Below are 11,257 nucleotides of genomic sequence, written 5' to 3'. Positions count from 1 at the left end.
GGGCAACCTGCGGTGCTCGCGGCCTGGGCGCATTGCACAACTCGCACCACTCACTGCGTTCGTTCAGCTCGGACAAGTGCAATGAGTCAGTTCACAAAGCGCGAGGTTCCCCGCGCCGCCCAGCCCACTGCGCTCCTCGGCGTGGGCACAGGGGTGGGAGCGGGGTCACACACGGGCCATCGCTGCGCTCGGCCTGGGTTTCGGGCCTTCGCTGCGCTCGGCCACGCCGTTGGGCGCTCAGGCATCGATGACTGAAATGGCCTCGCCATCGACCGCGCGCCGCGCCTTGCTGCGCCACGGCGCCGTGGCCAGCCTCGCGCTGGCCGGCCTGCCCGCGCGCGCCGCGCCGATCGTGCTGCACGACGCGCTGGGTCGCCGCGTGGTGCTGCCTGCGCCGCCGCAGCGCATCGTGACCATCTTCTCGTCCAACACCGAGCTGGTCGTGGCGCTGGGCATGCTGGACCGCATCGTCGGCGTGGAGGACTTCACGCGCTTTCCGGCCGAGGTCGCGCGCATCGCCAAGGTCGGCGGGCGGCTCGGCTTTTCGGCCGACGCCGTGGTGGCGCAGCAGCCCGACCTCGTGATCGTGACGCCCGCGCGCCAGGCCGCGCACCAGCTGGTCGCGCCCATGGAGCGCATCGGCGTGCCCATCCTCGTGCTGCTGAGCCGCTCGCTGGCCGAGGTGCTGGGCAATGTGCGCCTCATCGCGCAGGCCGGCGGCGTGTCCGGGCGCGGCGAGGCCCTGGCCGCCAGCCTGCAGGCGCGGCTGGCGCAGGTCGACGCGCGCGTGGCGGGCCGCACGCCGCCACGCATGCTGATGCTGACCGGCCGCCTGGGCAGCGGCATGCTGCTGGTGGCGCGCCCCGACACCTACACGGGCGAGGCCATGCTGCGCGCCGGTGGCCGTTTCGCGTTGGCCGGCGCGGGCGCGGTGCCGCAGGTGTCGCCCGAGGCCGTGCTGGCGGCCGACCCCGACGTGCTGCTGTTCGCCGGCAGCGAGGAAGCCCTGCGCGACCTCGTGGCCCAGCCCGGCTGGCGCGGCATGCGCGCGGTGCGCGTGGGCCGCGCCGCCACGGTCTCGCGCTCCGAATTCCTCATCCCCGGCCCGCGCACGGTCGATGGCGTGGAGAAGCTCGCACGATGGCTGCATCCGGCATGAAGGCCACACGCGCCTGGGGCGCGGCCTGGGCCCTGCTGGCCGGGTGCCTGCTGCTGGGCGCGTGCGCGGGCCACCAGTGGGCCAGCCCGGCCGACGTGTGGCGCGCCGTGCTCGGCGACGAGGCACTGCGCAGCCGGCTGCTGTTCGAGTGGCGCCTGCCACGGGTGCTGGCCTCGGCCCTGGTGGGGGCGCTGCTCGGCCTGTCGGGCACGGTGTTCCAGGGCGTGTTCCGCAACCCGCTGGCAGAGCCCTACCTGCTGGGCGCATCCGGCGGCGCGGCGCTGGGCGCCACCATCGCGCTGCTGGTGCCGCTGGGCCTGCCGCAGGCGCTGACGCTGTCCTCGCTCGCCTTCGTCGGCGCCTGGGGCGCAACCCTGCTGGTGCTGGGTGTGGCGCGCGTGGCGGGTGCGCTGGATTCCGCGGGCCTGCTGCTGGCCGGCGTGGCGCTGGCGGCCGTGCTGGGGGCCGTGCGCTCCTTCCTGATGCTGGCCCTGTCGGACGAGACCGTGAGCCTGCAGGTCGTCATGAGCTGGGTGCTGGGCGGCATCCAGACGCCAAGCTGGGCCGGCCTCGGCCTGCTCGCGCTGATCACGGTCGCCTGCCTGGCCGCCACGCGCGCCATCGCCCCCGGGCTGGACCTGCTGGGCCTGGGCCACCAGGCCGCCCAGGGCTTCGGGCTGCACGTGGCCCGCTTCGTGCCGCGCGCCGTGCTCGTGGGCTCGCTCGTGGTGGCCGCCGCCGTGGCCTATGGCGGCCTGGTGGCCTTCGTGGGCCTGGCCGCGCCGCACATCGCGCGCTGGATGGTGGGACCGCTGCACCGCAGGCTGTTGCCGGCCTCGGCGCTGGTGGGGGCCATCGTGGTGACCGTGGCCGACGCCATCGCGCGCGCCGCGCTGCCGCCGGCGGAGGTGCCGCTGGGCCTGATCACGGCCGTGGCCGGCGGGCCCTTCTTCATCGTGCTGCTGGCGCGGCGCCTGAGAACGGCATGACGACGGCGTCCGTACCGCGCCTGCAGGCGCACGGCCTCACGCTGCGCCGGCGCGGCCGCGCCGTGGTCGATGGCGTGGACCTCGCGCTGCCCGCGCGTGGCGCCGTGGCCCTGGTCGGCCCCAACGGGGCGGGGAAGTCCACGCTTCTGTCGCTGCTGGCCGGGCTGCTGGCACCGCATGCGGGCCGCGTGCTGCTCGACGGCGCGGACCTGGCGTCCATGCCCGTGGCGCGCCGTGCCCAGGCCATGGGCTTCATGCCCCAGCACTTCGCGCCGCATTGGGACCTGCGCGTGGACGAGCTCGTGGCGATGCGGCTGCAAGGCCAGCAGGCCGCACGGGACGCAGGGGCAGTGCTGCAACAGGCCGGCCTCGCCGCCTTCGCTGCCCGGCACTGGTCCACGCTGTCGGGCGGCGAGCAGGCGCGCGCACTGCTGGCCACCGTGCTGGCCACCGACCCGCCCGCGCTGCTGGCCGACGAGCCGGGCGCGGCGCTGGACGTGCGGCACCGGCTCGCGCTCGTGGAGGCGCTGGCCGCACGCGGGCGCGAGCGGCTGGTCGTGGTCGCCATGCACGACCTGGACCTCGCCTTCCAGCACTTCGCGCGGGTCATCGTGCTGGACCGGGGCCGCATCGCGCTGGACGGTGGCGCCGAACTGCTGCACGCGCCCGCGCTCGATGCCGTGTTCGGCGTGCACTTCGAGCGCGTGGCCGTGCCACCGCACACGCTGCTGCGCGCGCACCGGCTGCAAAGGGCTGACCATGCGCATTGACCTGGCCGGCTGGACGCGCGAGGCCACCTGCGGCGATCACCGCGCCTTCGCCCTGTTGTTCGAGCGCGCCGAGCAACTGGGCTTCGACGGTGTCTGGTTCAACGAATTCCGCCTGCCCGAGACGCCCTGGCCCTATCCCTCGCCGCTGCTGCTGGCAGCCGCCTTGCTCGCGCGCACCGAGCGGCTGCGCGTGGGCACCTCGGTGCTGGTGCTGCCGCTGCACCACCCCCTGGTGCTGGCCGAGGAGATCGCGCAAGTCGACTTCCAAAGCGCTGGCCGGCTCGACGTGGGCATCGGCCGCGGCACCGAGCCCGCCGCGCTGCAGGCGCTGCAGATCGCACCCGAGTCCACCCGTGCGCGCTTCGAGCAGTCCTGCCGGCTGCTGCGCCAGGCGCTGCGGGGCGAGGCCTTGCCGGCGGAGCAGGGGGCCTGGCGCTTCCCGGCCCGCGCGGCCATGGCGCCGGCGGTGCAGCGGCCGCATCCGCCGTTCTATGTCGCGGGGTCCACACCCGAGACGCTCGGCTTTGCGCTGGACCAGGACCTGCCGCTGCTGCTGAGCCTGGAGCCACCCGAGGGCCCGCAGCTGGCCCAGCTGCAGGCCGTGGCCACCGCGCAGGGCCGCGACGCCGCGGCGCTGCAGCAGCGCTCTTCGCTGGCCCGCTATGTCTGCATCGGCAGGGACGATGCCGCCGTGGCGCAGCAACTCGCCGCGCTGTGGCCGCAGCTCCACCAGCGCCGCATCCACTTCGCCGGCCGGCGCGGTGTGCCGCCCGCGCAGGTGCCGCCCATCGATGCCGCGCGCGTGCTGCGCGAGCAGTTCATCCACGGCACGCCCGAGGCCTGCCATGCCCAGATCGCCGCGCTGCGCGCGCGCACCGGCATCGGCCACCTGCGCTGCGTCTTCAACGCCAACGGCCTGTGGCGCAACGCCCAGGCCCTGGACGCCATGGCCTTGTTCGCCCGCGAAGTGCTGCCTGCACTGCGCGCCCTCTGACATTCCTCATCTGGAGAAGTACCCATGCAAAAGATCCCCGCCACCATCGTCACCGGCTTCCTGGGCAGCGGCAAGACCACGCTGCTGCGCCACATCCTGGACAACGCCGACGGCCGGCGCATCGCCGTGATCGTCAACGAGTTCGGCGAACTCGGCATCGACGGCGAGATCCTCAAGGGCTGCGGCATCGGCTGCGACGAAGACGGCCAGGTGCAGGAAGGCGCGCTCTACGAGCTGGCCAACGGCTGCATGTGCTGCACCGTGCAGGAAGAGTTCTTCCCCGTCATGCAGCAGCTGGCCGCGCGCCGCGACCGCATCGACGCGGTGCTGATCGAGACCAGCGGCCTGGCGCTGCCCAAGCCGCTGGTGCAGGCCTTCCAGTGGCCGGAGATCGCCAACGTGTTCACGGTCGACGCGGTGGTCACCGTGGTCGACACGCCGGCCGCCGATGCCGGCCAGTTCGCGGCCAACCCGGCGGCCGTGGACGAACAGCGCCGTGCCGATGCCAACCTCGACCACGAATCGCCGCTGCACGAGCTGTTCGAAGACCAGCTCTCGGCCGCCGACCTCGTGGTGCTGAACAAGACCGACCTGGTCGACGCCGCTGCCCTGGCGCGCGTGACCGCCCTGGTGCGCGAGGAGCTGCCGCCCGCCGTGAAGATCGTGCAGTCGACCCAGGGCCAGCTGCCGCTCGACGTGCTGCTGGGCCTGGCCAAGGCGGCCGAGACCACCATCGACCAGCGCGTGAGCCACCACGACCACGACGAAGACCACGACCACGACGCGTTCGACGCGCACGTGGTCGAGTTGCCGGCCGTGGACCGCGAGCGCCTGCTGGCCGCCCTGGCGCGGCTGGTGGAGCAGCAGACCATCCTGCGCGTGAAGGGCTTCGCGGAGATTCCCGGCAAGCCGATGCGCTGGCTGCTGCAGGGCGTGGGCAGAAGGCTGGACCACCATTTCGACCGCGCCTGGCGCGAGGGCGAGCGACGCGGCACGCGGCTCGTGTTCATCGGCCAGGACCTGGACGAGGCCGCGCTGCGCGCGGGCCTGGCGGGCGTCCAGGCCTGACATGAAACATCGCACCTTCGGACTTCGCCGCGCGCAGCGCAGGCCATTCGCGGCCGAGCGCAGCGATGGCCCGTGTGGGACTTCCCCCTGTGCCCCTGCCGAGGAGCGCAGTGCCATGGGCTGCGCGGGGAACCTCGCGCTTCGTGAACTGACTCATTGCGCTTGTCCGAGCGTAGTGAGCGAAGCGAACGGTGCGAGTTGCGCAATGCAGCCCATGGTGCGAGCACCGCAGGTTGCCTGGAGCGAAGCGGAAGGACAGGGGCAGCGGGGTCGCCTTCTTTTGCTTACTTTTCTTGGCGAAGCAAGAAAAGTGAGTCGTCGTGCGGGGGCGAAATCCCCGCTCCCGAACGCCGATCAGCAACTTCCGTGCATAGAACGCACTGCGTTCGCACGAGCACCAGGGACCGGGATATGCCCCCGGCAGTGCAGTCACTTTCTCTTGCTCCGCCAAGAGAAAGTAACCAAAGAGAAGGCGGCCCCGGTGCCCCCGTCCCTGCGCTGGCGCTCCGGGCAACCTGCGGTGCTCGCGGCCTGGGCGCATTGCACAACTCGCACCGTTCACTGCGTTCACTCAGCTCGGACAAGTGCAATGAGTCAGTTCACAAAGCGCGAGGTTCCCCGCGCCGCCCAGTCCACTGTGCTCCTCGGCGTGGGCACAGGGGGAACTCCCACACGGGCCATCGCTGCGCTCGGCCTGGGACTCGTGCCATCGCTGCGCTCGGCCGCGGGCTTTGTCGCCCTGGAGCACTGACATGCACCTGCTGTCCACCCGCCCCGGCGGCTTCGTCGAAGACCCCAGCATCGTCACGCGGCTCGACCAGCAGCCGGCCGACATCGTCGTGCTGAGCTCGGCCGACACCACGCTGGCCCTGTTGTCGGCCGCCGCCCAGCAACTGCCCGGCTACCCCAGCCTGCGCCTGGCCAACCTGCTGTACCTGCGCCAGCCGGCCTCGCTCGACCTGTACGTGGACGAGGTGCTGCAGCACGCGCGCGTGGTGGTGGTCGACCACCTGGGCTCGGAATCGGCCTGGCCCTACGGCGTGCAGCAGATCGCCGCACTCGCGCGCGCCAAGGGCCAGCGCCTGGCCATGTTCTCGGGCGACCTGCAGGAAGACCCGCACCTGCTCGCACGTGGCACGCTGCCGCAGGCCGATGGCCGGCTGCTCTGGCAGTACCTGCGCGCGGGCGGGCCGGCCAACGCGCGCGCCTTCCTGCAGGCCACAGCGCACCTGGGCCTGCAGCAGGGCGAGGCACCGCCCCCGCCGCGCAGCCTGCCGCAGGCGGCGCTCCACGTGCCGCCCGCGCTGTGCGCCACGGCCCATGCCGTGCCCGGCATCGACGACCTGCGCGCCGCCTGGAAGCCTGGCGCACCGGTGGTCGCGCTGGTGTTCTACCGTTCGCACCTGCTGGCGGGCAACACGGCCGCCTTCGACGCGCTGGCCCTGGCGCTGCATGCGCGCGGCATGAACCCGCTGCCGCTGGCGCTGGATTCGCTCAAGGACGCGCTGTGCCTGTCCACGCTGCGCACGCTGTGCAGCGAGCACGCGGTGCAGCTCGTGCTCAACACCACGGCCTTCTCGGCGCTGGAGCCTGGCCAGGCCCTGGCCGGCGACGCGCCCGTGCTGCAGGTCATCACGAGCGGCGGCAACCATGCCGACTGGCTGGCCGATGCCCAGGGACTGCGTCCGCGCGACATCGCCATGCAGGTGGTGCTGCCCGAGATGGACGGCCGCATCGTCACGCGCGCGGTCAGTTTCAAGGGCCTGGCCCACCGCTGCCCGGTCACGCAGGCCGACATCGTGGCCTACCAGCCCGAGCCCGACCGCGTGGACTTCGTGGCCGAGCTCGCGCAGCGCTGGTGCCGGCTGCGCAGCCTGGCGCCGCAGGAGAAGCGCCTCGCGCTCGTGCTGGCCAACTACCCGGGCAGCGAGGGCCGCATCGGCAGTGGCGTGGGGCTGGACACGCCGGCCTCGGTGATGGCCATCCTGCAGGCGCTGGCCACCGAGGGCTACCAGCTCGGCGACGCCCCGTTGCCGCAGGACGGCGACGCGCTGATGCGCCTGCTGCAGCAGGGCATCGCCAACGACCCGGCGCAATGGCCGCTGCGCCCGGCCTGGCAAAGCTACGCGCTGGCCGACTACCGGGCGCGCCTGGCCGCGCTGCCCCACGGCATGGCCGCCGCCATCGATGCGCGCTGGGGCCCGCCCGAGGCCGACCCGGCGCTGCGCCAGGGCCGCTTCATGGTCGCCGGCCTGCGGCTGGGCCAGGTCTTCATCGGCATCCAGCCGGCGCGTGCGCTGAGCACCGCCGGCGCGCAGGACTACGCCACCTACCACGACGCCGAGCTCGTGCCGCCGCACCACTACCTGGCGTTCTACTTCTGGCTGCGCGACGCCTTCGCCATCGACGCCATCGTCCACGTGGGCAAGCACGGCAACCTCGAATGGCTGCCCGGCAAGAGCCTGGCGCTCTCGGGCACCTGCTGGCCCGACGCCATCCTGGGCCCGCTGCCGCACCTGTACCCCTTCATCGTCAACGACCCGGGCGAGGGCGCGCAGGCCAAGCGCCGCAGCCAGGCCGTGATCGTGGACCACCTGATGCCGCCGCTCACGCGCGCCGAGAGCCACGGGCCGCTGCAGGACCTGGAGCGGCTGGTGGACGAGTACTACGACGCGCTGCTGGTCGACGCGCGCCGTGCCGCGCTGCTGCGGCGCCAGATCGTGGGCGCCGTGCGGCGCCAGCACCTGGCCGGCGAACTGGACCTGCCGCCGGGCGCCGAGGACGACGAGCAAGCACTGCTCGAGCGCATCGACGCCTACCTGTGCGAACTCAAGGAGACGCAGATCCGCGACGGCCTGCATGTGTTCGGCCGCTCGCCCGAAGGCCGGCAACGGCGCGACACCTTGCTCGCGCTGGCCCGCTTTCCGTCGGGCGGCGATGCCGGGCTACTGGGGGCACTGGCGGCCGATCTGCTGCCGGACACGGGCTTCGATCCGCTGCGGCTGGAGCCGGCACGGCCCTGGGCCGGCCCGCGGCCCCCCGCACTGCAGGCCCTGAGCGCCGAGCCCTGGCGCCACGAAGGCGACACACGCGAACGGCTCGAACTGCTGGCCCAGCAGCTGCTGGACGACGGCCGGCAGGCTGCCGGCTGGCCGCAGACCCAGGCCGTCCTGCAGCGCGTGCAGGATCAGCTGGCGCCGGCCCTGGACGCCTGCGGCAGCGAGGAGCTGCGCCAGCTCGCGCGCGGCCTGCGCGGCCTGTTCGTGCCGGCCGGGCCCAGCGGCTCGCCGTCGCGCGGGCGGCCCGACGTGCTGCCCACCGGCCGCAACTTCTACACGCTGGACACGCGCGCCATCCCGACCCAGGCCGCCTGGGAACTGGGCCAGCAGGCTGCGCGCCAGCTCATCGAGCGCTACCTGCAGGAACACGGCGAGTACCCGCGCGCGCTGGGCCTGTCGGTCTGGGGCACGGCCACCATGCGCACCGGCGGCGACGACCTCGCCCAGGCCTTCGCGCTGATCGGCGTGCGGCCGCGCTGGGCCCCCGGCAGCCAGCGCGTGCAGGATTTCGAGGTGGTGCCGCGCGCCGGCCTGCACCGCCCGCGCGTGGACGTCACGCTGCGCATCTCGGGCTTCTTCCGCGACGCGTTTCCGCTCGCCGTGCAGATGTTCGACGCCGCCGTGCAGGCCGTGGCCGCGCTGGAGGAAGACGCCGAGGACAACCCCATCCGCGCGCGCATCCTGGCCGAAGCCCAGGCGCTGCAGGCGCAAGGCGCCGGCGAAGCGCAGGCACGCCGCCAGGCCGGCTGGCGCGTGTTCGGCGCGCCGCCCGGCCACTACGGCACGGGCCTGGACCCGCTGCTGCACAGCGGTGACTGGCAGGACGCCGGCGACCTGGCCACGGCGTGGATCGGCTGGAGCGCCCATGCCTACGGCCAGGACAGCGAGGGCGAGCCCGCCGGTGCCGCCTTGCGCCGGCGCCTGGGCGCGCTCGACATCGTGGCCCAGAACCAGGACAGCCGCGAACACGACATCCTCGACTCGTCCGACTACCTGCAGTTCCAGGGCGGCATGGCCGCGGCCGTGCGCGCGGTGTCGGGCCGGACGCCGGCGCTCTACCACGGCGACAACGCCAACCCGCTGCAGCCGCGCGTGCGCACGCTGCACCAGGAGATCGGCCGCGTGGTGCGCGCGCGCGTCACCAATCCCAAGTGGATCGCGGGGGCCATGCGCCACGGCTACAAGGGCGCGTTCGAGATGGCCGCCACGGTCGACTACCTGTTCGGCTTCGACGCCACCACGGGCCAGGTCGCCGACCACCACTACGCGCTCGTGGCCGACGCCTTCGTGCTCGACGCCGCCACGCGCGGTTTCGTCGCCGAGCACAACCCCGAGGCCTTGCGCGGCATGCTGGAGCGGCTGCTCGAAGCCATGCAGCGCGGCCTGTGGGAGCAACCCGGCGACTACCGCCAGCAGCTCGAAGACCTGCTGCTGGACCACGAGAACCACCAGGAAGGAAGGCCATGAGCGCCACCGAAGCCACCGAGCTGCCCGCGCTGTTCCCGTTCGCCGCCATCGCCGGCCAGCCCGCGCTGCGCCAGGCGCTGCTGCTGGCCGCGATCGACCCGCGCATCGGCGGCGTGCTCGTCGAAGGCCCGCGCGGCACGGCCAAGTCCACGGCCGCGCGCGCGCTGGCCGAGCTGATCCCTGCCGCGCCCTTCGTCACGCTGCCGCTGGGCGCCTCGCTCGCGCACGTGGCCGGCACGCTCGACCTGCAGCAGGCCCTGGCCGGCCACGCCGTGCGGTTCGCGCCCGGCCTGCTGGCGCGCGCGCACGGCGGCGTGCTCTACGTGGACGAGATCAACCTGCTGCCCGACGCCCTTGTCGACGTGCTGCTCGATGCCGCGGCCAGCGGCGTCAACGCGGTCGAGCGCGACGGCATCTCGCACCGCCATGCCGCGCGCTTCGTGCTCGTGGGCACCATGAACCCGGAGGAGGGCGCGCTGCGCCCGCAGCTGCTGGACCGCCTGGGCCTGTGCGTGCGCCTGGCCAACGTGGCCGACCCGGCGGAGCGCCAGGCCATCGTGCGCGCGCGGCTGCAGTTCGAGGCCGATCCGGCGGCCTTCCGCACCCGGCATGCCGCGGCGCAGGCCGCGCTGGCCGAGCGGCTGGCCATGGCCCGCGCCCGCGTGCTGGGCCCCGAGGCGCTGCCCTGGTCCGACGCGGTGCTGCAGGCCGCGGGCGCGCTGTGCGTGCAAGCCGAGGTGGACGGCGTGCGCGCCGACCTCGTGCTGCTGCGCGCGGCGCGTGCCTTGGCGGCCTGGCAGGGCGATGCAGAGGTCACGCCCGCGCACGTGCAGGCCGTGGCCGAACTGGCGCTCGTGCACCGGCGCAAGCCGGGGGTGGCAGCGCCAGCGCCTTCGTCCGCGCCGGCACCGGCACCAGCGACGCCGCCTGCGGCCCCACCGCCGCAGGCGCATGTCGGCGAGAGCACCGCCCAGGGCCGCGGCGACGCAGTGTCGGACTGGGGGGCGATGCCGGCCGAGCCCGTGGGCACCGTGCGCCTGGCCGTGCCCGACCTGCTGCCAGCCGGCACGAGGGCCGCCGCAAAAAAAGCCTGAGCCTTCGTGCCGACGCAGCGCCCGGCCTGGCGGCAGGGCGCGCGCCCGGTGCGAAGGCGCAGACCGCGAGCCCGCCGCAGCGCGGCGCCGCCACCGGCGGCTGGGACTGGCCCGCGACCTTCGCGGCACGCGGTGCAGCGCCACTCGCGTGGCAGCACCTGCATCGCCAGCCGCAGCCGCCGTCCAGCCAGCGGCTGCACTGTTTCGTGCTCGATTGCTCGGGCTCGATGGCCAGCGGCGGCGCGCTCGCGCGTGCCAAGGGCGTGTTGCTGGCGCTGATGGAGCAGGCCTACCGCCGGCGCGAGCGCGTGGCGCTGCTGTGCTTCGCCGGCACGCGCGTGGAACTGCGCCTGCCGCCGCGCAAGGCCGCGGCCTGGAACGACGACTGGGTGCATCCGATCGGCGGTGGCGGCGGCACGCCGCTGGGCCCGGCCATCGCCCAGGCCGGGCAGCTGCTGGCCCGGGCCGGCGGCGAGGGCTGGCTCTGGCTCTTGACCGACGGCCGTTCGCGCGACTGGCCGGCGCGCCCGGCAGAGGCTGCGCAGCTGCGCGTGGTGGACTTCGAGCTGGGCCGCCTGCGGCTGGGCCGCGCGCAGGCGCTGGCGCAGGCCTGGGGCGCCGAGTGCCTGCACGCCGAGGCCTGGTGCTGACGCGGCG

9 protein-coding genes are annotated in these 11,257 nt (G+C 74.0%); all 9 read left to right on the top strand.

Annotation, left to right across the window (positions count from 1 at the left end):
- Window positions 1-256 precede the first annotated feature (256 nt).
- The 9 genes from DES41_RS37550 (at window position 257) to DES41_RS37515 (ending at window position 11,250) form a co-directional block, all read left to right on the top strand.
- Complete coding sequence (locus DES41_RS37550; RefSeq protein ID WP_114472792.1) at window positions 257-1,159, top strand: ABC transporter substrate-binding protein; 903 nt, start codon at window positions 257-259, stop codon at window positions 1,157-1,159.
- A complete protein-coding gene (locus tag DES41_RS37545) occupies window positions 1,141-2,148 on the top strand; it encodes a FecCD family ABC transporter permease (protein WP_114472791.1) in 1,008 nt (335 codons plus the stop codon). The genes DES41_RS37550 and DES41_RS37545 overlap by 19 nt, the downstream gene beginning before the upstream one ends.
- Window positions 2,145-2,918, top strand: coding sequence for an ABC transporter ATP-binding protein (locus DES41_RS37540; protein ID WP_114472790.1), 774 nt, complete (start codon window positions 2,145-2,147; stop codon window positions 2,916-2,918). The genes DES41_RS37545 and DES41_RS37540 overlap by 4 nt, the downstream gene beginning before the upstream one ends.
- On the top strand, window positions 2,908-3,912 hold the full coding sequence (locus DES41_RS37535) for an LLM class flavin-dependent oxidoreductase (protein WP_114472789.1): 1,005 nt from the start codon (window positions 2,908-2,910) through the stop codon (window positions 3,910-3,912). Before DES41_RS37540 ends, DES41_RS37535 begins: the two co-directional genes overlap by 11 nt.
- Window positions 3,913-3,936: 24 nt before the next feature.
- Entirely contained in the window at window positions 3,937-4,980 is a 1,044-nt protein-coding gene (cobW, locus tag DES41_RS37530) for a cobalamin biosynthesis protein CobW (RefSeq protein ID WP_114472788.1), read from the top strand.
- A gap of 589 nt (window positions 4,981-5,569) precedes the next feature.
- Complete coding sequence (locus DES41_RS38655; RefSeq protein WP_170168420.1) at window positions 5,570-5,731, top strand: hypothetical protein; 162 nt, start codon at window positions 5,570-5,572, stop codon at window positions 5,729-5,731.
- 1 nt (window position 5,732) lies between these two features.
- Window positions 5,733-9,506 (top strand): cobaltochelatase subunit CobN, encoded by a 3,774-nt coding sequence (gene cobN, locus DES41_RS37525; RefSeq protein ID WP_114472787.1) that lies wholly within the window; start codon window positions 5,733-5,735, stop codon window positions 9,504-9,506.
- Window positions 9,503-10,600, top strand: coding sequence for a magnesium chelatase ATPase subunit I (locus tag DES41_RS37520; RefSeq protein WP_114472786.1), 1,098 nt, complete (start codon window positions 9,503-9,505; stop codon window positions 10,598-10,600). The genes cobN and DES41_RS37520 overlap by 4 nt, the downstream gene beginning before the upstream one ends.
- 206 nt (window positions 10,601-10,806) lie before the next feature.
- Entirely contained in the window at window positions 10,807-11,250 is a 444-nt protein-coding gene (locus DES41_RS37515; RefSeq protein WP_114472785.1) for a vWA domain-containing protein, read from the top strand.
- Window positions 11,251-11,257: the final 7 nt, after the last annotated feature.

Source organism: Pseudorhodoferax soli (assembly GCF_003337555.1).
Classification (GTDB): Bacteria; Pseudomonadota; Gammaproteobacteria; order Burkholderiales; family Burkholderiaceae_C; genus Pseudorhodoferax; species Pseudorhodoferax soli.
Note: the sequence above shows the minus strand (reverse complement) of the source record. Positions and strands in the feature narration are given on the sequence as shown.